18 protein-coding genes are annotated in these 26,764 nt (G+C 40.8%); 9 read left to right on the top strand and 9 right to left on the bottom strand.

Features of this window, described 5'->3' with window-relative positions; translation table 11 throughout:
• Window positions 1–193: 193 nt before the first annotated feature.
• Both RM049_RS14260 and RM049_RS14255 read right to left on the bottom strand, forming a co-directional pair.
• On the bottom strand, window positions 194–2,032 hold the full coding sequence (locus RM049_RS14260) for a penicillin-binding protein 2 (RefSeq protein WP_322704605.1): 1,839 nt from the start codon (window positions 2,030–2,032) through the stop codon (window positions 194–196).
• A 95-nt stretch (window positions 2,033–2,127) separates the two neighbouring features.
• Window positions 2,128–2,808: a hypothetical protein gene (locus RM049_RS14255; RefSeq protein ID WP_322704604.1), complete on the bottom strand. Its 681-nt coding sequence runs from the start codon at window positions 2,806–2,808 to the stop codon at window positions 2,128–2,130.
• Between the two features lie 492 nt (window positions 2,809–3,300).
• Between RM049_RS14255 and RM049_RS14250 the strand changes: the two genes are divergently transcribed.
• The 6 genes from RM049_RS14250 to RM049_RS14225 all read left to right on the top strand — a co-directional run bounded on the left by RM049_RS14250 (window position 3,301) and on the right by RM049_RS14225 (window position 12,520).
• Complete coding sequence (locus tag RM049_RS14250; RefSeq protein WP_322669539.1) at window positions 3,301–3,528, top strand: hypothetical protein; 228 nt, start codon at window positions 3,301–3,303, stop codon at window positions 3,526–3,528.
• Window positions 3,529–4,172: 644 nt separating this feature from the next.
• Window positions 4,173–4,505 carry a hypothetical protein gene (locus RM049_RS14245; protein WP_322669538.1) on the top strand — a complete coding sequence of 111 codons (333 nt, stop codon included), beginning with the start codon at window positions 4,173–4,175 and terminating at the stop codon, window positions 4,503–4,505.
• A gap of 179 nt (window positions 4,506–4,684) precedes the next feature.
• On the top strand, window positions 4,685–6,976 hold the full coding sequence (gene glgB / locus RM049_RS14240) for a 1,4-alpha-glucan branching enzyme (protein ID WP_322704603.1): 2,292 nt from the start codon (window positions 4,685–4,687) through the stop codon (window positions 6,974–6,976).
• 595 nt (window positions 6,977–7,571) lie between these two features.
• The gene (locus tag RM049_RS14235) at window positions 7,572–7,712 is read left to right on the top strand and encodes a hypothetical protein (protein ID WP_322682528.1); all 141 of its coding nucleotides are present in this window, start codon (window positions 7,572–7,574) and stop codon (window positions 7,710–7,712) included.
• Window positions 7,713–7,799: 87 nt separating this feature from the next.
• Entirely contained in the window at window positions 7,800–9,836 is a 2,037-nt protein-coding gene (gene ligA, locus RM049_RS14230; RefSeq protein ID WP_322704602.1) for an NAD-dependent DNA ligase LigA, read from the top strand.
• Window positions 9,837–10,372: 536 nt separating this feature from the next.
• Window positions 10,373–12,520: a hypothetical protein gene (locus tag RM049_RS14225; RefSeq protein WP_322704601.1), complete on the top strand. Its 2,148-nt coding sequence runs from the start codon at window positions 10,373–10,375 to the stop codon at window positions 12,518–12,520.
• Window positions 12,521–12,717: 197 nt separating this feature from the next.
• On the opposite strand, the gene RM049_RS14220 is transcribed toward RM049_RS14225, so the two are convergent.
• The 3 genes from RM049_RS14220 to RM049_RS14210 all read right to left on the bottom strand — a co-directional run bounded on the left by RM049_RS14220 (window position 12,718) and on the right by RM049_RS14210 (window position 19,027).
• Complete coding sequence (locus RM049_RS14220) at window positions 12,718–13,494, bottom strand: Uma2 family endonuclease (RefSeq protein ID WP_322701997.1); 777 nt, start codon at window positions 13,492–13,494, stop codon at window positions 12,718–12,720.
• 417 nt (window positions 13,495–13,911) lie between these two features.
• Window positions 13,912–16,125 carry an alpha-glucan family phosphorylase gene (gene glgP / locus RM049_RS14215; protein WP_322682532.1) on the bottom strand — a complete coding sequence of 738 codons (2,214 nt, stop codon included), beginning with the start codon at window positions 16,123–16,125 and terminating at the stop codon, window positions 13,912–13,914.
• Between the two features lie 451 nt (window positions 16,126–16,576).
• Window positions 16,577–19,027: a hypothetical protein gene (locus tag RM049_RS14210; RefSeq protein WP_322704600.1), complete on the bottom strand. Its 2,451-nt coding sequence runs from the start codon at window positions 19,025–19,027 to the stop codon at window positions 16,577–16,579.
• Between the two features lie 84 nt (window positions 19,028–19,111).
• On the opposite strand from RM049_RS14210, the gene RM049_RS14205 reads away from it, so the two are divergent.
• Window positions 19,112–19,393, top strand: a complete 282-nt coding sequence (locus RM049_RS14205; protein ID WP_322701994.1) for an ABC transporter substrate-binding protein — start codon at window positions 19,112–19,114, stop codon at window positions 19,391–19,393.
• The gene (locus RM049_RS14200) at window positions 19,375–19,515 is read left to right on the top strand and encodes a hypothetical protein (RefSeq protein ID WP_322704599.1); all 141 of its coding nucleotides are present in this window, start codon (window positions 19,375–19,377) and stop codon (window positions 19,513–19,515) included. Before RM049_RS14205 ends, RM049_RS14200 begins: the two co-directional genes overlap by 19 nt.
• Before the next feature lie 244 nt (window positions 19,516–19,759).
• Here RM049_RS14200 and RM049_RS14195 read toward each other — a convergent pair whose 3' ends face one another.
• A complete protein-coding gene (locus RM049_RS14195; protein WP_322704598.1) occupies window positions 19,760–20,497 on the bottom strand; it encodes an SDR family oxidoreductase in 738 nt (245 codons plus the stop codon).
• Between the two features lie 220 nt (window positions 20,498–20,717).
• The gene (locus tag RM049_RS14190; protein ID WP_322704597.1) at window positions 20,718–21,383 is read right to left on the bottom strand and encodes a phosphoribosyltransferase; all 666 of its coding nucleotides are present in this window, start codon (window positions 21,381–21,383) and stop codon (window positions 20,718–20,720) included.
• 814 nt (window positions 21,384–22,197) lie between these two features.
• Here RM049_RS14190 and RM049_RS14185 point away from each other — a divergent pair.
• Window positions 22,198–22,698 carry a hypothetical protein gene (locus RM049_RS14185; RefSeq protein WP_322669527.1) on the top strand — a complete coding sequence of 167 codons (501 nt, stop codon included), beginning with the start codon at window positions 22,198–22,200 and terminating at the stop codon, window positions 22,696–22,698.
• Between the two features lie 557 nt (window positions 22,699–23,255).
• On the opposite strand, the gene RM049_RS14180 is transcribed toward RM049_RS14185, so the two are convergent.
• Together RM049_RS14180 and RM049_RS14175 are read right to left on the bottom strand one after the other, a co-directional pair.
• A complete protein-coding gene (locus RM049_RS14180; RefSeq protein WP_322704596.1) occupies window positions 23,256–24,302 on the bottom strand; it encodes a cyanophycinase in 1,047 nt (348 codons plus the stop codon).
• A gap of 331 nt (window positions 24,303–24,633) precedes the next feature.
• On the bottom strand, window positions 24,634–26,499 hold the full coding sequence (locus tag RM049_RS14175; protein WP_322704595.1) for an alpha-amylase family glycosyl hydrolase: 1,866 nt from the start codon (window positions 26,497–26,499) through the stop codon (window positions 24,634–24,636).
• Window positions 26,500–26,764: the final 265 nt, after the last annotated feature.

Here is a 26,764-nt window from a genome sequence, read left to right as displayed (position 1 = left end):
AAGATTAAGTTTTGGGGCATTGGGCATTGGGCATTGGGAATTGGGCATTGGGCATTGGGCATTGGGCATTGGGCATTGAGAAGAGACAAGGTAGACAAGGAAGAGGGGGGAGACTTGGGAGAGACTTCAATAATTCCCCCTTGTCTCCCTTGTCCCCTTGTCTCCCTTGTCCCCTTGTCTCCCTTGCCACTCCCTACGGCACTCCTTTCTGTTCCTCAATTGTCTTACTGGGCGGAATCTGCTCAAGAGGAATCAGTGCTTCGATTACCGACTTCACAATTGGCGCGGCGACAGTAGAACCATAAGCACTTTCTCCTTTTGGCTCATCTACCAGTGCAAACACTACATAGCGAGGAGATTCCACGGGTAAAATAGCCACGAAACTGGTCATTCTCGCACCCTTGATGTATCCGCCATTGGGACTAGCTTTTTGGGCTGTACCAGTTTTACCAGCAATGCGATATCCCGGAATTTGTGCCGGCTTACCGCTGCCTTGAGTAACAACAGTTTCCATCATTTCCACAACCTTTTGAGTTGTTGCGGTTGAGAAAATTTGCCGGGGGATAGTGTGAGTGGGTGAATCATGCATCTGCCCTTTGCTATCAATCAACCCGCGAACTACATGGGGTGTAACTAACTTACCGCCATTAGCTAAAGCACCGTGCATTTGCACTAGCTGTAAGGGTGTCATAGAAAAGCCTTGTCCAAAGGAAGTAGTAGCCGGTTCAATTGGCGAAGCGATAAATTCTTCTTGACTTTTGAGCCTTCCGCCGACTTCAAAAGGCAAATCTGTATCAACTTTTTGTCCTAGCCCTAAGCGTTCTAACCAGTTGTAGTAAATTGAAGGCTTTAAACGTTGGATAATTTGCACCATGCCAATATTGCTAGAATATTGCAAAATCTGAGCGATGCTGATTCGCCCATTACCATTATTCATCGCATTTTTGATGGTGTAATTAGCGACTCGAATCGAACCGGAGTCATTAAACATATCATCTGGTTTGATGATGCCATTTTCCAGAGCGATCGCCACATTCAAAGGCTTAAAAGTCGATCCCGGTTCATAAAGATCCGCTACTGTCCAATTTTTAAATAGTGAAATATCAGATTTAGCATATTCATTAGGATTATAAGTAGGCTGAGAAACCAGGGCGAGTAAGGAACCATCCAATGCATCCATGACAATTACCGCTCCACGTTTGGCGGCAAACTTCTGCATCTGTTGTTTGAGCGCAATCCGAGCAATTCGTTGCAGACGGCTATCGATAGTCAGTTGTAATCGCAAATCGTCAAAATGCAAAAAACCTTCGGGCGCCCGATCCGGCATCAAGGTTCCATTTCCCGACCGACTGAGCCGCACCGTTTGCACAGGACGTTCTAGCAACTTCTCTTGAGAGTATTCCACACCAGCTTGACCGCGACGGTCAATGTCCACGTAGCCCACCACATCAGCAACCAAATCGTCTGGCGGATAATATCGGGAGTATTTTTGAGCCCACTCCAAGCCATTTAAGCGCAAAGAAATGACGCGATCGATAATTTCTTCTGGTAAGGCTGGCGCAAGTATAATTCCGCTTCTTTTGCTTTGAAAAGTTTTCACCAATTCAGCAGTGTCTTTTGCCAAAATTGGGGCAAGTCGCTCTGCCATATCTTCATTAGACTTATCAAACAGCTTGGGATGAGCATACAAAGTATATACAGGGCGGTCAATAGCCAACAGATCGCTATTGCGATCTACCACTGGGCGACGGGGCATAAAAGGTCGCACATTCACCATTTGCTGATTGCGTGCATACTCAGTTAACTTTGGCCCCTTGACAATTTGGAGATTATACAAGTTAATAGCCAACCCCAACCCTGATGCCATTAATACGCCCCAGACGAGGAACAGTCGCGACTTAGTGTTGGATGTTTGGTCTTGCATATTAGAGGCTAATTTTCCCAAAAACCCTCGTTTATCACCCTTGTGTCGCCCTGTAAATTTTGGATTCCGAAACTTTCTGAATTTTGTTTTGCTTGGTGACTTCTGCATTGGGTTCGTCCTTTGTCTTTGTCTGTTGCCTTTTGTGATTAACCAGAAGTCTCAGTCCTAATGACTAATGACAAATGACAAATGACTCTTAGAGATTAGTATCCCAGTGGCGAGAGTGTTTGCGGTTGGGTTTCAGAATTTGGCGTTGTGTTAGGCGATGCTGATTTAGGACTCCCAGATGCTGGAGGCAAGAAAATCATCCCTTCAGGAGTTGGTGATACCAGCCCTGCTGTTGGTTGTTCTGCTTCATTAGCCATTTTATTTTTCAGCGTCGCGTTGGTTGTCGTTAGCAGCCGTTCATGACGTTGGAGGCTTTGCAGTCTGCGATATGACTGACCCCAAAGCTCTTGAGAATAGACTGTCCAACCATAAACAGCAAGTGTCGATGCTACTAACAAGAACGCCACAACTGACGAATAACGATGAAAAGTATACAAGCGCAGCAACCACAAAGGTGCAGCTCCAGAATTAGGCATTGTGGGAAGCCCAAGAAAACCTTCCTCCGGACTCTTTTGCTTCGCATTCAACTGTTCATTGAGATTTGGTAATTGTTGTCTACCCAATTCTTTCACCGATTTAGCTATAACTGCCTTATTTGTGGCAGAAACCGTTAAATTTTTCGAGGAACGCTGTTGTCTTGAAGACGATACTGGTATAGAAGCACTCCCTGCTGCTGACTCCATAGGCGCAGAACGTCGCCTTCCTAAAGAAAGGATAGAATCTCGCCGGAACCAATTACCCCTTGTAGAAACAGTAGATTTACGAGCAACTACCATAAATTTTTAAATTTTTTAGATGGAAAATACTGCACTTTTAGATTGATTGTCTGTTTTGCTAAGGTTTAAATTACCTTCTGTACAACCAGCACACATCACAGACTATACCCTTTTAACTTTTCTGATAGGTAGCTGTATCAATGTTTGCATCCCCTAGATATGCAATGTTTGCAATTAGCGATTAGAAACTGGACAGCTTACCTTTTAGGTATCGCACCTAAAGTATGGCAACCTCAGGTAGCCAGATGCAATACTCTGTGAAAAAAATAAAATTTTTTGCTATCATAGCTCCGTTTGCTAAATAAGTTGGTATTTTTCGTTTTGCTCCTGAGTTAAGAGAAACTAATCAGGATACGTAATTCCAAAAACAATACCCCAAAGGATTGTTTTTTTTAAGTATGTAATCTCGCAGAATTTAAAAAAAGCAATAAATACGGTATCGTATTCAACAGGCGAAAAATTATTCTAGCCACAATTGGTGAAAGAGGAGTTATGAAAACAAAAATCTTTGGTTTTGCTTTAATGTTAAGTCTGGCTGCAATTCTTGGGGCCTGTGAAGGTGGTGGTGGTGATGGTGCTGGTACTGCTACTCCAGCCGCTACAGGTGAACCAACTGATGCACCTGCTGTTAAGACTACTCCTGCCGCTACCCCCGCAGCGACTCCCGCAGCGACTCCCGCAGCGACTCCTGGAGCGACTACTCCCGCTAAACCTAAATAAGGCATCTTAAACTTTAGTTTAAATCGCGCCCAGAACTACTTAGTGACAGCATTCCTCACTATATAGCTCGAAGTATTACTCGAATTAATTGGGTTCACGAAAAAACCTCATTTTTATGCTGGTTTATCAGAGCCGAGAGTTTGCTCAAATATCAACTAAGTAGGGCAGGAAATAAAGGACACTGAGTGCTGAGTGCTGAGTTCCTAGTTCCGAGTGCTGAGTTAAAAGACCGCCCACGTTCGCGCAGCGTCTCGCAGAGAGGGGCGGGGCTTTTGCTAGACTGCGAAAGTACTGAGTACTCAACTTCAAAACTCAGCACTCAGCACTTAAGTATGGTAAAGAGGGTTATGTCCTCTACCAAGTGTCCTTGTGAAAGTCCCGCCCGCTCAAACCTTGTTCTCAGTCCAAGGGAGTTGAGTTAATCTAAGCTATTCATTTGGCATTTTAAATTACTTATACTACTGAGTTGTGAGAGGGTAAAATAATTTATCGCGATCGCTGGCAATTGCTCTTGAGCATTCCTGTAGTCTATTCCGGATCAGAAAGACTTGGAAATCTCCCTTGATATTGCCAGATTTTTATTGGGAAAATTTGGGTATGAAAAAAACAGATTTTCATCCTGCGTTGCGAACGTAGTTCAGGAGATGAGGAGAGTTAAAACGAGAAAATCTATAAAATTACTGAGCTTAATAGTAATTAGTGCTACTTTGATTTTTTTAAGTAACTATTGGAGATCGGCAGTAATAGCATTACCGCCACCAGAGGATACCCCAGAAGAAATATTACGGACAAAGATTATTATAGAAGCGCGATCGCCTATTGATGGAAAATCTCTAACAGCTGCCGAATATATTCAATTACAAGCGCAGCTCCAACTTGCCCCGCCCCCAAAATTAGACCCCAAAATTCGGGAACAGATTTTCTTGCTTCGTATACGTAAAACGTTACTCCAGTTTTTCCCATTTTTAAATTTTTGATAAATTCGTCATTAGTCATTAGTCATTTATCCAATGCCCAATGCCCCATGCCCAATGCCCAATGCCCTATTATGATGTAGGATAACGGTGGCGACAAAATTGCAAATAAATGTAAAGAATATATATAGATATTAAAAAAGTAGATTTAGTCAATCACGTTATTTCACTTAGGTAGCTTCATGTCCATGACCACGATCGCCCCTGAACAGGTTAACAGCATCGTTTGGAATCAGCATAACGATCCCTTTGAAATACTAGGTTCTCATCCTATAGAGCAAGACGGCAAAACTGTCTGGGCTGTACGGGCCTACCTACCAAATGCAAATGCAGCATGGGTCGTTCTTCCTGAACAACGTAAAGAATACCCAATGCAAACAGTGCATCATCCCCACTTTTTTGAATGCACGATTGACACTCCAGAACTGGCAAACTACCAGTTACGGATTAAAGAAGGAGAACATGAGCGTGTCATCTATGACCCTTACGCTTTCTGTTCTCCCAACTTGACAGACTTTGACTTGCATTTGTTTAGTGAAGGCAACCATCACCGGATATACGAAAAACTGGGAGCGCACCCTACGGAAATAGATGGCGTTAAAGGTGTTTATTTTGCTGTTTGGGCACCTAACGCTCGTAATGTTTCATTATTAGGAGATTTCAACCTCTGGGATGGGCGTAAACATCAGATGCGTAAAGGCCGCACTGGAATTTGGGAATTATTTATTCCTGAAATCGGTGTGGGAGAGCATTACAAATATGAAATCAAAAATTTTGAAGGACACATTTACGAAAAATCCGATCCCTACGGTTTCCAGCAAGAAGTTCGCCCGAAAACGGCATCCATTGTCACTGATTTAGATGCTTACAGTTGGGATGACGAAGGCTGGATGCAAAAGCGGCGACACACTGACCCCCTAACTCAACCAGTTTCAGTTTACGAAGTGCATTTAGGCTCTTGGTTACACGCTTCGAGTGCAGAACCAGCTAAACTTCCCAATGGTGAAACTCAACCTGTAGTTGTCGTTTCTGGACTAAAGCCGGGCGCACGTTTCCTTACCTACCGAGAACTTGCTGACCGACTCATTCCCTATGTCAAAGAATTAGGATACACCCACATAGAAATGCTGCCCATTGCAGAGCATCCCTTTGATGGTTCTTGGGGTTATCAAGTAACTGGTTACTATGCCCCTACCTCGCGTTTTGGCAGACCCGAAGATTTGATGTATTTTATTGACAAATGTCACGAAAATGATATAGGGGTAATTGTAGATTGGGTTCCTGGTCACTTCCCCAAAGATGGACATGGTTTAGCTTTCTTTGATGGTAGCCATTTGTACGAACACGCTGACCCCCGTAAAGGCGAACATAAAGGATGGGGTACTTTGGTGTTCAATTACGGTCGCCATGAAGTTAGTAATTTCTTAGCAGCAAATGCTCTCTTCTGGTTTGACAAGTACCACATTGACGGGGTTCGTGTCGATGCTGTTGCCTCGATGCTCTATAACGACTATTGCCGCGAACCAGGAGAATGGCTGCCCAATCAGTACGGTGGCAGAGAAAACCTAGAAGCAGCAGATTTTCTACGTCAGGTAAATAACATTATCTTTAGCTATTTCCCCGGTGTTCTCTCAATTGCTGAAGAATCCACTTCTTGGCCAATGGTATCTTGGCCTACCTATACAGGCGGACTGGGTTTTAACTTGAAGTGGGATATGGGCTGGATGCACGATATGCTGGATTACTTCAGCATGGACCCCTGGTTCCGCCAGTTCCACCAAAACAATATCACCTTTAGTATGTGGTACAACCACAGCGAAAACTTTATGCTAGCCCTGTCTCACGATGAAGTCGTGCATGGCAAGAGCAATATCATCGGTAAAATACCGGGAGATACATGGCAAAAGTTAGCTAGTGTGCGTTGTTTATTTACCTATATGTTTGCTCACCCAGGCAAGAAAACCATGTTTATGAGCATGGAGTTTGGGCAGTGGAGTGAGTGGAATGATTGGACAGATTTGGAGTGGCATTTATTGCAGCATGAAGCCCACCAACAGTTAAAAACGTTTTTCCACGATTTGAATTATCTTTACCGTTCTGAACCAGTTTTGTACACCCAGGATTTTGCAGAACCTGGCTTTGAGTGGATTGACTGTAGCGATAACCGCCATAGTGTAGTTGCCTTCATGCGTCGTGACAAGGATTCTGATGATTTTGCGGTCGTTGTTTGCAATTTTACACCGCAACCCCATTCTCACTACCGCATCGGTGTACCGCAAAAGGGATTTTATACAGAGTTGTTCAATAGTGATGCGCGTCAGTATGGCGGCAGCAATATGGGCAACTTAGGTGGTAAATGGACGGATGATTGGTCTTTGCACAGTCATCCTTATTCACTGGATTTATGTTTGCCACCTTTGGGTGTGTTGATTCTCAAGTTGGATAAGAAGAAGACTGCTGAGGTAATTGGATAACAATTTGGGGTGGGGCGATGCCCCATCCTAAAGATAATTTCGCTTATTCACAGCTACTCAACTCAGTTCTCTAAGAGGATGTCTGAGAAGTATTAAATATTTCGTCCGATCCCCCCTAGCCCCCCTTGAAAAGTGGGGAAAACTTCTAAAAGTCCCCCTTTTTAAGGGGGATTTAGGGGGATCTACAAGTCTCGAATACAACACTAAAAAGTTTTCAGACATCCTTTAATAGACTCTGGTGAAATTAAATATGCGTTATTACCTTTGTAGAGCCGTAGCATTGCTCATAAGTGTCAACTTAACGTGAAAGCCTGCCTAAAACCAGCTTTTATGTATTGTCTCGTTGTCTCGTTCCCCTGCTCAGACTGGGAATGCTGTCTTATATCATGTCCGGTGAAAGACTTATCATTAAGAACGCAGGGGGCAGGGGGCAGGGGGAAAGAGGGTTTTCCGGTTTCTGCATAGATGACGGAAATTATAACTAATTAACCGGACATGATATTAGAGGCAGAGCCGCAATTGAAGTGCATTTTCAGCCCAGAGGCTGGAAACGAGATTTGAAAAGGCTTTCAGCTTAAGTTGACACTTGTGAGCAATGCTACGGCTCTACATTCTTTTATATAGCGATTTATTAACTCGCGATCGCTCTCAATTATTTACCTGTGGAATTATACTTAGTACTCAGGGGAAGCTTCCTACTGAAGTTTGCGATGCGATCGCCCTATGCAAGTATTAGGTAGCGAGGGATATGGCTCAAAAGCCAAAATTTTGTATAGTACAAATGTATGATTTGTTAGCCTTGTCTTAGATATTTTATAATTTTATGACACAGATTAAGCCTGAAGTAAAGCGCACAGAAGAATTGCGCCAGTTATTGCAACAAGCCAGCTATGCTTATTACGTCCTAGATGCTCCAATCATGGAGGATGCAGTCTATGACCAGCTATATCGAGAATTGCAACAACTCGAAACTCAATATCCAGAATTGACAGCACCCGATAGTCCGACTCAGCGCGTGGGTGAGAGACCGGCAACGCAGTTTACCTCGGTGCGGCACAATATCCCCTTGTATAGTCTGGAGAATGCATTCAATATTGATGAGTTGCAAGCATGGGATCAGCGTTGGCGGCGACAAGTACCGAAAATAGATGCAGTGGAATATGTCACTGAACTTAAAATTGATGGTTCTGCTTTGGCTCTTACTTACCAAAATGGCATTCTAGTTAGAGGGACAACTAGGGGTGATGGGGTAACGGGTGAAGATATTACCCAAAATGTGCGAACAATTCGCTCAATTCCCTTACGTTTGAATTTTGAAGGGTTAGAAATTCTCGAAAGGGTGGAAGTGCGAGGCGAGGCGTTTTTGCCGTTGGAAGTATTTAAACAAATCAACGAGGAAAGGCAAAAAGCCAGCGAGCAATTATTTGCCAATCCCCGCAATGCCGCAGCTGGTACACTCAGGCAACTAGATTCCCGCATTGTGGCTAAACGGCGCTTAGATTTCTTTGGCTACACCTTGCACATTCCTGGTAGGGATGACACCAGTATTGCTAATACCCAATGGGAAGCGTTGGAGTTGTTGGAAAAGATGGGTTTTCGAGTCAACCCCAAACACAAACTCTGTGCTTCGATCGCAGAAGTGGCAAAATATTACGAATACTGGGATACGGAACGGCTGAATTTACCTTACATGACTGATGGGGTAGTAGTAAAGCTGAATTCTTTTAAACTGCAAGAACAGCTAGGATTTACGCAAAAATTCCCCCGGTGGGCAGTAGCCTTAAAGTACCCCGCCGAAGAAGCACCTACCCGTGTAGAAAATATTGCTGTAAATGTTGGTAGAACGGGGGCGTTAACGCCATTAGCAGAGATGCGCCCAGTGCAGCTGGCGGGAACAACAGTTTCCCGCGCCACTTTACATAATAGCGATCGCATTGCTCAATTAGATATCCGCATTGGCGATACTGTCATCGTCCGCAAAGCTGGGGAAATCATTCCAGAAGTGCTGAGGGTAATCAAAGAACTCCGTCCCGCTGACACCGAACCCTTCCTTATGCCCACCCATTGTCCAGTCTGCGGCCAATTGGTGGTGCGAGAATCAGGTGAGGCGGTGACTCGATGCGTCAATGCTTCCTGTGCGGCGATTCTTAAAGGTTCCATTGAACATTGGGTAAGTCGTGATGCCTTGGATATTAAAGGTATGGGCGAAAAGCTAGTGTATCAACTCGTTGATAAAGGTTTAGTGGATTGTGTTGCCGATTTATATGAGTTGACAGCAGAGAAATTATGTGAATTAGAAAGGATGGGGAAAAAGTCGGCAGAGAAATTAGTGGATGCGATCGCCCAGTCAAAAAATCAACCTTGGTCAAGGGTATTGTATGGTTTAGGCATCCGTCATGTTGGCAGTGTCAACGCTCAATTGTTAACTCAGAAATATTTTACTGTAGAGCAGTTAGCAGCAGCAAAGCAATCAGATATTGAAGGCATTTATGGTATTGGTGCTGAAATTGCCCAATCTGTGTATCAGTGGTTTCGGATTGATGCTAACCAAAGGTTGATAGAACGCTTACAAGCAGAAGGATTGCAATTAACTGCTACTGAGGAAACAAAAATAGTTGGGGATGGTAATCAAAAATTTGCAGGTAAAACTTTTGTAATTACAGGTACATTGCCAACCTTGAAGCGAGATGAAGTGAAGGCTTTGATTCAAAAAGCTGGGGGAAAAGTAACTGATTCAGTGAGTAAAAAAACTGATTATTTAGTGTTAGGAGAAGATGCCGGTTCCAAGTTAGACAAAGCAATTTCCTTGGGAATTACGCAGTTAAGTGAGACGCAATTGTTGGAAATGCTTGAAGATTAAAATCAGGTAAAAGCCTGGAGAGCTATATATTTCGCGAACGAATCCAGGCAATTAACCCATACTTATCAATTAGCCCAAAAGTATAACCGCTGCAACTTGGATTATTTACTTGGGTGATAAAATCTGCTTATTTTTGATATTTTTTAGACTCTGGTATCAATACATATTTAGTACTTCTTAATACTTAACTAATACCAATTCGTAATTAAGAAAGTCAGCTAGGATCTGGGTTTCGGGGTTTGAATCTGTTGCCAGATTTTAGAGGATTGGTATAAATATAACTTCATAATCACTTTTGCGGAATTTTGATATCTTCTTGTGTATCAAACTTTATTGGCTTATATCTTGCTTTTAGAGCGAGTCCACAAGCGTCTTCATTCTTACCGGAATGAGCAAAGGTGGAGCGTCTCCGGCTCCACTCCTAAATTGTGACTCCTGAATTATTCTTCAATCTCATTTATCTGAAAGCTGGGTGCAAGATATAAGCCAATATGAACAAAAACAATTAAATTTTTGTAGATTTACAGAGATTTGTTATGAACAAAAAACAACAGGTTTTTAACGGCATTGTCTTGTGGTTGGGACTAGCATTCTTGAGTTTAATGCTACAAAATTTCTACAGTGTATTGCAATATATTTTCTTTTTGCGAGTACCTATAATTGTTGGTTTATTGCTATTATTATTGCCAACAATTTCAGTGAATTCTGGTTTATCAGCAATTTTAAAAAACTTATTTGTACTTCGCGCTAATAATCAATTGGTTTTAGTTATTGGAGGTGCAGTTTTAGCAGGACTGGCTACGATACAAGTTTTCGATATCATCTTGTATAATTCCCATTTTCGTTTTGATGTACCTCAGCAGCAAATAATTCCAGTATTTCTCCAATATTTAATCGCTATTATCTTAAGTCTTCCAATTGGCATCAAGGCGACTCAGCTTTCTAAAAAAGAAATACAAGAAGCAGATCGTAGCTGGGAAGGTTGGGGAATTATATTTGGCATGATTGCAGGAGCTTTATTGCTAATAACCAATTACTTTAACAAGTATTTTTTTGAACACAATCAATTTTTAAAACAGGCTTTATTAAAAATAATTTATTTTTTACCAGAAAGAATACAAAGGGGTTATGTAGATGTAAATGGGAATTTATCTTATGGAATTGCTGCAATAACAGTATTTTCAATTTTTTTATTAATTGTTTATGGGTTAGGTTATTTTATCTTGAAACCTCGCCCAATTAGTAATAGATTTGAAGCTCCTGCTCTTTTTTATATAACTCTCATTTTGTCAGTTATTGTAGTGTGGATAGGAGGAATTTCTTACTTTGTTGACGTGTCTCGCATTCCCACATTGCTATTATTTTTAGCAATTTCATCTGTTTCTTATGCTATTTTTCAGGTAGACCATTTTTATAAAATATACTCAAAAAATAACTGGCTAAAACCAACAAAAGAAAAGTGGATTGACGTTATCTCTCAACGTTTGAAAAATCAACAAACTGAAGATAAAACTTTAGTAGTAGTTTGTGCTAGTGGTGGAGGTATTCAAGCATCTGGATGGACAGCTAAAGTTTTGACTGGTTTACAGCAAGAACTTGGATCTAAATTTACCAAAGCTATTGGTTGGATAAGCTCAGTTTCTGGTGGTTCTGTCGGTACAATGTTTTATTTGGATAGATTTGGAGAACGGGGTTATCCAGAAGAAAATCAATTAAAACAGATTTTTAAAAGCGCTACAGAAGATAGTTTGGATGCTACAGGTTGGGGATTTGCTTATCCAGATTTACTTCGTTTTATTGGTTTACCTTTTGTCTTACCAAAAGAGAAAGAGAAAGATACTACAACTGAACAAGACCGTGGTACTGCTATCGAAATAGATTGGAAAGGGGAAATGAAAAATCCTGATGCAAGTTTAGGTAGCTGGAGTGACAAAATTGACCAAGGAATTATTCCTATTCCTATTTTTAATGCAACTTTAGTTGAAGATGGAAGGCGTTTTTTAGTTAGTCCAATGACTTTTAGTCCGCATAAGGATTGCAAATCTATAGATTTTAATACCCTTTATCCAGAATATGATATTGATGTGACGACAGCCGCTAGATTATCTGCCACTTTTCCTTATGTATCTCCTGTGTGTCGTCCTAGTCAAGACACTAGATGGAATTATCATATAGGTGATGGTGGTTACTTTGACAACTTTGGTATTGGTACTACCATAGATTTACTGAATCAATTATTAGAATCTGAGCAATCTTCCCAAATTAAAAAAGTTGTTTTAATCCAAATAAATGCTTTTCCTGATGATGAGAATCCCCAAAAAGAAAAAGGCGCTCCGGGATGGCAGATGGAAGTTATTGGTTCATTGCTCGCTTTATTAAATGTTCGTAGTGATACACAGAACGAAGGCAATACATTAAATATAGAACTTTTGACAGACAAGTATAAATGCGGCTACAAGCATGATGAGCCGGAAAAAGTGCAGCAATTTTTAAAAGATAAATCTTGCCAAAAAGGAATAGAAATTATGCATATTCCTATTAAATTTCCTCGTGGTAAAATTAATCCTCCACTTTCTTGGCAGTTAACTCAAGAACAAAAAGAAGCTATTCAAAATGCATGGGAAGATTGGAAAATAACCAACTTCAATTATATTTCTCAACTCAAAAAGATATTCCCAGAGTGATGAGTATCCATTCAGATAATAAAATAGGATTTCTATAGCAATCCTATTTTATTTTTGAAAACTGCAATTCATAGATCCCCGACTTCGGAAAATTTTTCGGGGATATTGTTTTTTAGGAATGATTCAGGATTGTTATCGCAAACTAGTTAGTTTTACACAATCAGATAATGATTGTAAGAACAATTCATGAATTGCCTCTACTCAAGCGGGGGCAAGTTATTCGGATCAATTCCCTGAGATTGCAAATAAGTAATCAGTCGTTCTTTTTGCTGACGTTCTTGTTCGGCGCGTTGGCGTTCTTGTTCGGCGCGTTGGCGTTCTTGTTCAATTTGTTCTACAGCCCACAGTAACAAATTACCATCTCGATCCCACCAGCGCAACCAATAACCAGTGCGACCTTCTTTTGTTCCTTGCCAAGTTCCTAAAAATAAGCCCATTACATCAATCCAATGACGACCATTTTCGTCAGGTTGCTTTAACTCATAGCGCTTATTTTCCAGTTGATAATATTCTAATAAACCGCCATAAGGTTCAAAAATCACGTAGATGGGAATCTGCAAAATTTGCTCGTAGAAAAACCATTTTCCTGGTGGATAAGTTCGCTTGACTGAATATTCTCCACCTTCAGTATCGGATAAAAATTCGATAGCGATCGCCGGAATATCTCCTTCTAAATTGGGTGTATAACTTTTGCGGTTAGCCACCATTTTATTAACCGATGGCACATAAACCCAGTCTGGTGCTTTGGCAATAAATTGCTCGTTGACTGTCGCACAAAGACCAAAGTTTGAAGCTATCAACATCTGGGGTTGGATGAATCCACTGATTTCTAGGCTTTCACGCAAAGCACCAGCTAAAAGCGGCTGACCGGTATTCTCCACTGGTTCATCCTCTAGTTGAAAATCTTTGGGTAAGGCTTCCCAAGAGATTACCAGTTCTATTGGTGATTTGGCTTGGCTGAGTTGGGTTGCCATAAACACAGCATGAATTTATTCTCGATCTTATCGCAAGCGATACTAATATCATGTCCGCATAATTAGTTATACTAACCACAGTCATTACACCCCACCCCCAACCCCTCCTCGCTTGCGGGGCTACGGTGTACACACAAGTCGAATTACCCCCCTTAGTCCCCCCTTGTAAAGGGGGGAAACAAGAAAAATCCGGTTCCCTCCCCTTTACAAGGGGAGGGTTAGGGTGGGGTAATTCGAGAACTGGTAGTAATTCGATAACTTGTGTGTACACCGTAGGCTTGCGGGGAGGGGAGACAAAGTGCAGCTTTGGCGGGGTGGGGTTCTTCGGGTTTAATAAGCAATCAAGCGGACATGATATAAGAGCAAAAAAAGGGGCAGAAAACCCGCCCCCTATTTAACCAGGAAAGTAAAAATGCTCTAAAGCAGTACTTTAGCTAAAATCGGTTCCACACTCTTAGAAATCTCTGGAACATACACCTGTGAAACGTAGTCGGCAATCATCCTGTCGGTGTTGAATAACGGCGCATTCGTCTTAATGGACGTTTTCATCATCTGCACCCAACGATGGGGAATGCCTTGGGCATCTTGGTCATAGTATAGAGGAACGATTTCTTCTTCTAACAGCTGATAAAGCGATCGCGAATCAATCCCATCTTGCAATTCTTGATCGCTAGTATGAGCATCTTCACCAATTGCCCAACCGTTAATTCCTTTACCATCGGGCCCTGTTTGGTAGCCTTCGCACCACCAGCCATCCAAAACGCTGCAATTCAGACCGCCGTTAAAACAGACTTTTTGCCCACTCGTACCAGACGCTTCCAAGGGACGACGGGGATTATTTAACCAAACATCCACGCCTTGCACCAATTTTTGACCAGTGTAAATGTCGTAATCTTCAATAAAGGCAACTCGGTTGATAATCCCGGAATTGTGACACCACTCCATCAAGCGTTGGATAATCCGCTTACCTTCTTCATCAGCTGGGTGGGCTTTACCTGCAAAGATAATTTGTACTGGACGTTGAGCATTACCAAAAATCTTCAGTGCGCGTTCGGCATCGCGCAAAATCAGATCGCCGCGTTTATAAGGGCTGAAGCGTCTGGCAAATCCAATGGTCAAGACATTGGGATCGAGTAATTTTTCGGTTGCTTGAATGAGTTGATGATTTTCGCCACGCAACTCCCGTGATTTCTTTACCTTATAACGGGTGAAGGCAATCAATCTTTCTTTAAGAATGAGATGCCGCGACCACAATTCCTCATCGGGAATCTCGTCAACTTTAGCCCACATCTTGGGATCGACGGCGCGATTTTTCCAGTCTTCTCCCAAATATTCCTCATATAAGTCACCTAACAAGGGTGCAGTCCAAGTGGGTGCATGAACGCCATTGGTAATGTAACCAATTGGTACCTTATCTTCGGATCGCTGCGGATAGAGAACTGTCCACATTTTACGGGAAACTTGACCGTGCAATTCACTCACGCCATTACAAGCACGAGACATCCGCAATGCTAAAACGGTCATCCCAAAGGGTTCCCAAGGATCGCCCAATCGCCTTGCACCCAATGACAAAAATTGTTCCCGCGAAAGTCGCAATTGCGGCCAATAGCTGGCAAAGAAGGAGTCGATTAAATCGGGCGAGAAGACATCATGACCGGCGGGAACGGGGGTATGGGTGGTGAATACACAACTGTTGCGCACCTTGGCTTCGATGTCGTAGAAAGATTTACCAGTCCGTTCAATTTCTACCCGCGCAACTTCTAAGGTGCAAAATGCAGCGTGTCCTTCATTGAGGTGATAGACAGAAGGTTCAATTCCCAAGGCGTGTAGGGCGCGAACACCGCCAATTCCCAAAACGACTTCTTGGGCGATGCGGGTTTCCAAGTTACCGCCGTATAGGTGTCCCGTTAGCCAACGGTCAATGGGATCGTTATCGTGGCGATCGCTATCTAATAAATATAAGGTGACTCGCCCAACTTGCACTCGCCAGATTTGCACTTTTACAACCCGTTGGCGAACTTGTAACTCGATAGTCACCGATTCCCCTTGCTCATTTTTAATTAACTCCAAGGGCATGTGGTCAAAGGGGTTGTCAATATAATAATCTTCTTGCCAACCTTGGCGGTTCAAGCGTTGCCGAAAATAACCTTGGCGGTACAACAAGCCAACACCAACCAACGGCACACCCAAATCTGATGATGATTTTAAGTGATCCCCGGCGAGAATTCCTAAGCCGCCAGAGTAGACGGGTAGAGATTCATGGATGCCAAATTCGGCGCAAAAGTAAGCAATAGGATGCTCTCTGGATACTTGCGGTGCAACTCGACTAACCCAAGTATCTTGCTGGTTGATGTATTGGTCAAACTCACGTGCGAGGGCGGATATCTGCTTTAAATAAAATGGGTCTTCTGCTAATTGCGTCAAACGCTCATAAGTTGCCGACTCTAAAATTGCGACTGGATTATGCCCACAGCGTTCCCATTCTTGGGGATCGATGCTTTGGAATAGGGAGATGCGATCGCCACTCCAACTCCACCAGTAGTTATAAGCCAAATCTGCTAAACGTTTGAGCGGTGAAGGTAACTTTTCACTCAAGTGTCGTGCTGCGGTGATTGCACTGCTATTAGCCATACTAAATCTACGTCCTCGCGCTTAACTTTTTCTCTATGTATGGGGAACTGGGGAAGAAGCAAGGGAGCAAGGGGGAATTTTCCCTTTTGCACCCTGCCCCGATGCCTCTTTTCCATGCCCAGTCCCTTTTATTTACTCTTCAGGTTTATAACACCGGAGCCTTCACTTGCTGAATTCTCCCCTGAAGTTGGAACAGTTTCTCGACATCAAACCTTATCCAAGTAAATGGTTTGTATTGTTTTCGTCTTCTAAAAATTATCTCTACTTTTGGACAGATTTAATATATTTTTTCTATCAAATTCGTTGACATTATTTTACTTTTTTTATTTTATTGTAAATATTTGTTTATATTTTTACAATCAGCAACTAAAGTTATTTATATGTCTTGATAATAGTCAATTTTTAACTACAGCTACTTACATCCCAATAATGCTTTTTATCTGAATTTCTTTTATTCCTTGGTAGCAAACCATTGTAGTGGCAAAAATTTCATAATATTTGTTACAGTTTTTAAAGTTTTTAATTCTGGTATATCTGGTTTTAATTGTTCTGCGATCGCTAATTTTGGTTCAGCTTGTGTAGGTTGAAAATTATATAAATAAACAAAAGCTAAATAAATCCATGTGTAAGGATTTTGAGCATCATATTTAGTTAATTCTTTTAAATTTTGGATTAATTCTGGGACTTGACGCTGTAAAAGTTGTGATAAAACTAAAGTGTAACGCCAATTTAAATTATTTGGCTCTGTTTGCAGATAATAATTAGCCGCGAAATCAATTTGTTTTAAATAATCCTGAGTGGGATCGTATTGATTGAAATGACCTATCTGCACAAAGATATTATTTAATTTACCCTGTTGTAACTCTTGTGCTAGTTGTGAAGTTCGGGTAACTAAATCTAAAGCTGGCGATTTTTCTACTGTTCCTACATCTGTCACATTTACAGTGATATCTGGAAAATTTAAAGATGTGGTTTTGTTGTTTCTTCTATCTAAATATAGTGCTGATAGCTGATATTTTCCTAGTGGTAGTGTTTTCGGAATAAATGTAGCTAAAGCTTCTTTCACCCGGAAAGTTCCTTCAGGATGACATTTGATGCCACAGTATAAATTACCTAAGCCAATGGCATGATCGTGATACCAGGATGATTGGCCATTTTGCCATTTTAGCAGTAATATACCATTTTGCAAATCATTCCATGAACCTGTTATCTCATAGTTTACAGGGTTGTTTTTATCTAAAATTAATTGCTGATAAATCGCAACTTTTTCTAGACTAATTGCAGACTCGCTATTATTAATTTTTTCAACAGTTACAGGAGGATTTTTGCAGTTATATAACTGCATTTTATCTCCATGAGGTAATATCCAATCGCCCTGTAATTTCAAATCAGGAGAAGATTCGACTAAAGATTTTAATTTCTTTTTAGTCTCTCCACTTTCTCCAGGTCTATATGGTTCATTATCTCTAGTAATATACCAACAAAAATATTGTAAATCTTGCTCTATCTGAGATAATTTGGTTGTTAATTTTCTGCCAGATACGCGAAAATCTGCTAATGCTCCAAAATAATTTAAAGTATACTCATTTATCTGCGGTGTAGAAACAGGAATTACCCCTAAATTCGACCTTAAATATAAATTGGTTTCGGTGATTTTATGTATAAGTTTGTCTAAAGGATATTCTTGAGCATCATTATTAGGTAAATGTCTACCACCCCATGCTTGAATTAGGGGCAATGGAAACAAATTGTTTAGTAAAACTATGCAACTTAACACTAAAGTGGCTAATCTCAGTCTATCAAAATATATATTGTCAAATAAATTGAATAAATCCGCCAATATCAAACTAATTATCGGAAAGCATGGCAGAATAAATCTAATGTCTTTATTTGTACCCAAAGAACAAATTATATAGCTACTAATTAAGGTAACTAATAACCAAATTCGAGCCGATTTATGGAGATTCGCTGAAATTGAATTAGTAGTAAATTTATATTTAATCAGATAAACCAATAAAATGCCAATACTCGCACATAATATTGGGAAACCAACGCTTTCTGGGATCATTTGTGGATAGTATAGCCATCCAGCAATAGTTGTGGCAGAAGGATCGCCCTCCCTTTTTCCAACTTGGTTAGCATTTAATGCCGATGTAATAATTGTTAACCAATTTAAGCCATACCAAAAACTACAAATTAACCAAGCTATTATCAAAGATAAGCAAGCTTGAATTAGTTTGATAAATCTACGTTTTCTAATAAAACTAATTAATACCCAAATACTAGGAACTAAAATAAAAATAAAACCTGTAGGTTTAGCCAACAAAATTAAACCTATTCCAACGCCCAAAAGGATAGTTAACACCCATGACCAAAACCTAATATAACTATCTTTCCAAATTGTCAGGACTGTAAAAGTTACTGTAACAATTGCTGTCAAACCATAATCTAATAAATAATCTGTCCGAATAATTCCTAAAATAGGAAATAATACACAAAATATACTGGCAGTTATGCTAATTTTTCGATTTTCAAATAAAAAATTACCTAAATAATATACTGAAAATATAATCATCGCAGTATACAATAAGTTGACCAAACTTGCTTGGTCATATCCACGGCCGAACAATATCAAAAATGGGACAGTGCAAATATATACAAAAGGAGCGCGATAACTTGGAGTTAATTGCCACAGAGATAACCACCAATTCCCTGAGAAGATATTGAAGTTTTGAAAAACTTTATAATGATGTAATGCTGTAGCTAAATGTGCGCTTTGATCGAAGGCTGGAATTGAGTTATCTAATAAAAACCAAGCTCTATCTATAGCTAATGCTATCACCCAAATTACTAATAAAATAAGATAATCTTTTCGATGCTGAGAATGGTCAAAATTACTCATATTTATTTGCTCAAAAACAAAGTTTAATCAATTATATATCTGTCATGTATCGACGTTTTATTAATACCAAAATAAATATGTATAGTGAACTATACTGCTTCCAAAGGTGAAGAGATTCTAGTAGCGGAAGATTCGCTGATTCCGACGCTGGCCGACCTAAAGAGTAAAAAGCTCGCTTTTGACAAAGGCTCAAACGCCCATTATGTGCTTGTGCGATCGCAAGCAAAAGTCGGACTTGATTTTAGTGGCATTGAACCAATTTATTTGACACAATCGAAGGCGCTGCCCCGATTTTGCCGAGGTGAAATCGATGCTTGGGTGCATTTGGGTTCCCTACACAGCTACTCATGCCCATTGCAGATTTAGAGAGCATAGGTGATAAAGCTTACTGGCGTGTCAAGACTAAAATAGTGCATAAATATAACTCTTGTGGTGTGGGCATCTTGCCTGCACCGGACGGGCTAGAAGCCCATCCCACAAGAAAGTGATAATACAACATTTTAGCCTTGCTACGCCACTACAGTTTACAGACTAAGCAAAACTGGATTTATTAATCTGACACTGATAATTTATACAGCTTTGCCTAAAATAGTTACGTTTTTAAACGCAAAGCGACGCTAAGGAAAGCGCAGAGGTACACAGAGTTTTTTTTAGTGAGATTTCTATACTCACTGGCGCGTTCAAGATATCGTCTGGCTATCTGAGCCGAATGCTTGCTCTGTAAGCCTAAATTTAAAGTTCTTGACGTGTCGGACGGATGATGATTTCATTCACATCAACATCACTGGGTTGCTCTATGGCGTATGCGATCGCACGGGCAATGGCATCTGCATCAATGGCGATCTCATAAAGTTGGTTAATTCCCGCTGCTGCGTCTTTATCGGTAATCGTGTTACCCAGTTCAGTGGCAACGGCTCCTGGTGAGATATTAGTCGAACGGATTTCACCATTTGACTCTAGCCGCAGCCCCTCAGAAATCGCCCGCACTGCGTACTTAGTGGCACAGTAGACGGCCGCTCCCGGAAACACTTTATGTCCGGCCACTGATGATAGGTTAATGACGTGACCAGACTTTTGCTGACGCATAATCGGCAACACGGCAGCAATTCCATAAAGAACGCCCTTAATGTTGATATCGATCATCCGCTCCCACTCGTCTACCTTTACTTGGTCGAGGGCAGAAAGCGGCATCAATCCGGCATTATTGATTAGCACGTCGATCTGGCCGTATGTACTCAAAGTTTCCTTGGCTAAAGCTTCCACTTGGGCGCGATTTGCTACATCTGTGACTTGATAGGTTGCAGTCCCTCCTGATTTAGCGATCGCTCCAACCAAATCTTTGAGCCGATCTTCGCGTCTGGCAGCCAGCATCAGTTTAGCTCCACTAGCAGCAAGTCGCTTCGCAGTTGCCTCACCTAACCCACTGCTGGCTCCGGTGATGATTACCACTTTGTTTTGAATCTCAGACATATTTATTCCTGGGGATTATTGAGTATGGCTCGTGAAACATCGGGTGCTGTTTCAGATGAACTCAGCATTATTTAACCATATCAACTAGTTTGTATACTCGATCGACGTTTTTGTATCGGCAACATCACTAATCCGAACCGCTATCATCACGCCATTTGATTTCTGTCCCGTTAAAACTTCGGCTGGTGAGTTGAAACCATCTCATAAACTTAATCTTTATCTACATACCAAGAGATATTGCTTCACCGTTCTTTGCCGCTTTTGCGAGTAAGTCGCAGACTTCTTCATCGGTCGTTTGAGGAAAGTTTTCGTACCAAAGGCCAACGCTCTGGAAAGGGTTGGGTCTGGAGATGCAAACAATTTCGTCAACTTCAGTTTCTAACTCTTGGTAAGTTTCAGGTGCAGCCACAGGCACAGCGATCGCAATCTGAGCAGGTTGCTGTTTTCGTACAGTTACAACAGCAGCCCACATCGTTGCACCCGTTGCTAAACCATCATCTACCAAAATGACTGTGCGTCCTTTCAAATCTTTTAACGGGTGATTTTGGCGATAAAGCCGTTCCCGCCGCTCTAACTCCCGTTCTTCTTGTAGCGCCACCTTGGCAATTACTTCATCGGATATCTTCACCAAGTTGATAATATGTTTATTGACTATCCGCACACCACCAGAAGCGATCGCTCCCATCGCTAGTTCTTCTCGATCGGGCACACCCAATTTACGTACCACTAAAACATCTAAGGGAGCATTTAAGGTTTTGGCAACTTCAAAAGCAACGGGTACACCACCCCTTGGTAGCCCTAATACCACAACATCTGGGTCATTAGCATAAGCGGTTAACTCTTGAGCCAAAACTTGACCTGCAAACCTCCGATTTTTAAATAGCATGATGTAATATTCCTAAATATTCCTAATTGGTTTCCAAAAAATTAAATAAATATTTACAGTACGTTTGTTATTGGCTATCAACTTCAAAAAATGTAGCAATTGAGCAAATTCCAAACTTGTTGTTATAGTTCAGATGTTCTAAATCGATCTTAGAAAGCTAAATATTCCCTGTCCTCCACTAACGGAGCGACATCTTCAATCTACAGTTCTATCAAACGGATGAGTTAGCTTTAATGCAACAAGATTTCTGCATCTTGTGTTGAGATTATTTTACTACTCCCGACTCAATATCCCTCCCCAAATGGCTGATTGAAAAGACCCTGTGACGCGGTTAACTCTTGCTGTAGGGGGTTTACTGCTGTTGATAACTGGTGTTAGCGTGAAGCAAAGTTATAGGGCGATCGCAAAAGAAGGGTGACATGGAAAACCTAATGTTTAAGTAGGGGTGCATTTGAAAACTGTTATAACTTTTGCCACTTGCTAACATTTACTGTTAGACTTTTACTGAATATTTTTTTTACTATAAAATTAAAAAAATTACTTAATTGTTAGCAGAGGCAAAAATCTATGAAAATCCAGTGATAATGCAATTGTTAATTCTTCGCGTGTCCCCTGTTGCAGACCTTGTGTTGATATTTTCTTTACATTCTCCCTAAATTGTGAACATGAGATAATGCACCATCTGCTTGTTCGTTATATAATGCTTAATATTACAGAAAAAAGTCATCAAAGTTACCCAATTAACACTTTTGAATAAAAATTAATAGGGTAGAATCACTGAATATGCTTGAAAATCAAAAGAAGGGTGTTTTTCATGATCGGCTTAACCAATTCAGAAAACGGAACAGTTAGCAGCACAGCAGCTACTAAGAGACTGGCAAGGGCGATGATGGTTTCTGGCGGACAGTTTTCACTGTTATTGGCTTGTTGTAACTGTGTTCAAAAGCAGCAGCAAGTGTTGAATTTGCTAACAGAATTTTCATCAGCAGATATCCACGAAATTTTGCTCTCCCCTACTGATGACAAATTATACACAGCTATTACAAGTGAAATTGGTACTACTCAACCCGAAGCTTTGATGGTACGAGGCTTAGAATCTGTAGTGGCAATTAACCAACTGATTATTAGTACCAATATCATGCGAGATGAGTTTCGGAAACAGTTTCAGTTTCCCTTGGTATTGTGGGTCAATGATGAAATTCTGCGTAAGCTAGTCTGGCTAGCACCCGATTTTAAAGACTGGGCAGCTAGTACTATTAGATTTGATGTACCGAATAATCAGTTAATTGAATCTGAACAACCTATCAGCGCTTAATATTGCCCGAAATTACTTTCAAAATCTTATATATGCTAAGTTGAGCCGAGCAAAACCGAAGCTCAAATTCTGTGAAATTCTTTTCTAAAATTACTTTTATTTAACTTCTCTGACACAAGTCAGCTAAAAGCTGGTGGAAGCTATTTTCAAAATTAGAATGTAGTAAAAATTAAGAGTTATAACAATTAAAAATTAGACCTCTTGCATAAATCAAAAATAAAGAACTCCACCCCGCATTTGCTAAGGCAAACCCTTCTCTGTCCAAAGCATCGGGGAAGGGTTGGGGCAATACAGTTCGGTTAAAGAGAAAAAGGAAAATGACCAATGACAACTCTCACGATTAAATTGATGCGCGTCTAGATTGTACATTTTTGCATTCAGACTGTCCTAAGTCAATTGGTCATCTGTCCTTTGAAATACAAATGACTAATGACCAATGACCAATGACAACTCTCACGAGTAAATATACAAATTAAATGCGTAACAGCTTACTTACAATTTTCTCGCTAACCATTTTGACAAATCCTGTTTGAAATAGGCTGAATCAGCCCTCCCACTCAATAGGGATTTGAATCAATGCGTCCCCTTTTGACACTCCTGAGATAGTACCCAGAAGTTGGTCTATTTCTTAAGTTGAAGGTGTCGCCACTGCGGATTTTCCAAATTTTGTAATTGGAAAAGGTCAAAGGCTTTCGGGGTTCGCATACTTCTGGCAGATGATTGCCAAGTACAAAGTATGCTGCACCCCTACCCATAACTTTCACCAAACCGTTTTTATCCACAAGAACCGACGTACTTTCACTAACCGCTATACCTAAAACACTGCTAGATACACCATCCTTAATTTGACGGGCAATGAAAGTCATAATTCGACCCATTCTTTCCCGTCTGTCAAAGTGTGTATCTACGATAGTTCCCTTCAAATTACTCCAATTGAAAAAATTGTAAGTAAAAGTAATGTCTCGGTAGGGATCTTCAAGTGCATCTCTAGTTTCAATGCCTTTTTCGGAAGAAGCGCAAGCATCATAGACACAATCGCTTTGGATCATTGCACCTGCACTAGTGCCACCAATACCACCTCCCTTAAGATAAACTGACTTAACAGCAGCCTCAAGCTTGGTATCTTTCCAGTTGCGGATATATTGACATTGATCCCCGCCAGCAAAGAAAACTACATCAGCATTTCGGATTTTTTCATAAATCTCAGCTTTGTTTGCCTCTTGTCTATCCCTAACCAGAAGAGTTTCCACAAAATTTACGCCCTTCATGGCATAAATTAGCCGATTGTAATCGTGATTACCATTCGTGCGGAGAACTACAACATTAACTTTAGTGCCGGAGTTACTACCTCCCCTAACTTGGTTAATCATCCACTGGATAGCATCATCGACATCGGGGCCTCCCCCACCCAAACTCAGAACTGGGCCCGCTAAGGAGGGACGGACATCAAAGGAGGGAGTGGAGGGGTAAACATCAACAGTATCACCCAGGAAGAAGCGTTTCCAGCTTGCAATAAAACGGGTTATTAGGAAGGTTCCCATCTTCAACAACTTGATTCCTGTACTTTTCAAGCGCCTTGCTATGCTTGGGAATGCCTTTGTCATACTAAACTTCTAGAGCAAACTGCAATTATTGCTAGGCTGTGACGCATTTTAATTGCTTATTTTTTCGTGAAATTTGTCCTTTGTCATTAGTCATTTATCAGTTGTTGTGAATAACCAATTGACTTAGGACAGTCTTAACGAAAAATGTGCAGTTTAGACGCGCACTAGTTTAACTGTGGCACTAGATCGGGTAGAATTTCCAGCGTACAGGTCTTGTACTGTTTGTTAACGCAAAATAACGCAGAGCGATCGTTAATTCTCTGCGTTACTGTACAAAAATCTCTACATTGCTTGTAGCGTTTAATTCTGGCCAGATCGAACCTAAAATAAATTAGGTATTGGTTGTCACTGTCCAGATGCTTCCGTAGTTACTGGGAATAGTTACCCAATATTCTGAATAACTGGGAACGCCGATTAAATTGTTTTTACCATTTAGTTCTTCTTGATAATTGCCAGCAATTGGGAACCAGAAGGGTACATCTCGATCGCGATCGCTAAAGTTAAGTGCTACTAGGCTAAACTTGTTACCATGTTTGCGCGAGAATAGCAGCACATTTTTGGAATGATAGCGGTCATAATCGTTATAAAAGAAATGTTCGCCTTCCGTAAACTGCGGTTGCTGACTACGCAGTTTAATCAACTTACGTACTAAGGAAAGTACGCTCTTACCAATGGGGTCATAAAAATAATCCCATCGTACAGGTCGAAGCAACATCACTCTACCAAAACCTTGTTCTGGCAGGAAATAGTTTTCACCAAATTCCTGACCTTGCCACAGTAGCGGAATCCCTTTACCAGTGAAAATCCCAATTAGGTAAGGCTGGACTTTATACCATAAGTTACGATCGCCTTCTTGTAATAAATCATTATCGCGGGGATTCTTACCAAAGTTACAAACAAAACGGGAGTGGTCATGATTTTCGATATATTGCAGCGCTGTTTTAGCGATTTTGTCACCATTGTTTGTAATCTCTGAAGGATAGCCATCCAGACCAAGTTTAAAGCCAAGATTAGCTAAATCACCTTTATTTCCACGAGCTACACTTTCAGCTGCACCAAAAGTTTCATTTTGCCAGGTAGAGTTGGTATAAGTTTGTTCGAGAATCTCCTTTGGTCCTTCTAATTGTTCAGCACACTGAATCAAATTGATCGTGTCATCGTTTGTATCATTGTTAAAGAATCTCTGCCAATACTCGCCAGTTTGTCTCTTTTGTTTGACTGTTTTGTAAGTGTTAAAAACTAAATTAGCGTAACCAACTCCTGTAGAACCATCCCAGTAATTGGGTACACAGTCATAGCGAAAACCATCGACATGATAAACATCTAGCCAGTGATAATTGACTGTATAGAAAAAGTCTTGGGTAAACTTGCGATTATAGTCTGTACTTTCGCCAAAATAATCTTTAGCAAATGTCCCCATAAAAGGATTCTCACGATACCCTAGTTTTCTGTAAACATAAGAGTATGGAAAACTATCACCAGTGTGACCATAAACGGCATCTACAATTACAGCAATGTTGTTTTGGTGTGCCGCATCAATTAAACCTTGTAAATCTTTTCTTTTACCAAATCTTTCATCCACACCAAAATAGCCAATTGGTAAAAACCCCCAATCTACTGTTAAGGCTACATTGGAAAGTGGCATAATTTCCAGACAATTAACTCCCAAATCTGCTAGATAGGCGAGTTTTTCAATTGTTCCATCAATATTGCCGCCGAATTCATCAATCATCAATTCGTAGAGAACAATATCTTTTAAATTTGGAGTTTTCCAGGTTTTTTCCTTCTGGCTCCACTCATATTGTTGATAGCCGAGTGTGAAAGCGGATAATTTACCTACACCAAATTCTCTGGCAAAAGGGTCAATAATCCAATCTATTTCTCCCCGATTGGGATTTTGTAAGCAATAGCGGTAAACATATCTACCTGGTTCTCCCCATGCAGATTTGGCACTGGGTTTTGATTGAGTTTTGATATCTATTTGAGTTGACCAATAATCACCATACTCTGAGTCGATAGAATGCTTGAGTTCAAATTCTAAGGGTTGAATATCTTGGAGAAATTGATCTTTTTCGTGGATAATTTTAATTATTAGCCGATTTCCATCCTTTTGAGAAACCCAAGGTAGAAATAGTCCAAAATCAACAATACCGTTGGCTTCTCTAGCTCCTAGTTTATCCAAAGGAAGCAGTTTCATATAGTCATCCTTGATGAATTAGCTTTTTCTCGTGTTATATCATGTCCGCCAAATTACCCATAATAAAAGAACCCCACCCCCAACCCCTCCCCGCCTGCGGGGAGGGGAGACAAAGCACAGCTTTGGCGGGGTGGGGTTCTTCGAGTTTAATAAGCAATCAAGCGGACATGATATTACTGATTTCGGAATTCCAAAAATACAGCATAGTTCAGGAGTAAAACATGCTTTATACCTGGGTAACAGATTTAGCTTGTGTACCTTACCA

The organism is Nostoc sp. DedQUE04, from assembly GCF_034530995.1.
Lineage (GTDB): Bacteria > Cyanobacteriota > Cyanobacteriia > Cyanobacteriales > Nostocaceae > Nostoc.
The sequence above is the reverse complement of the archived record's forward strand: the minus strand, read 5'-3'. Positions and strand labels throughout refer to the sequence as shown.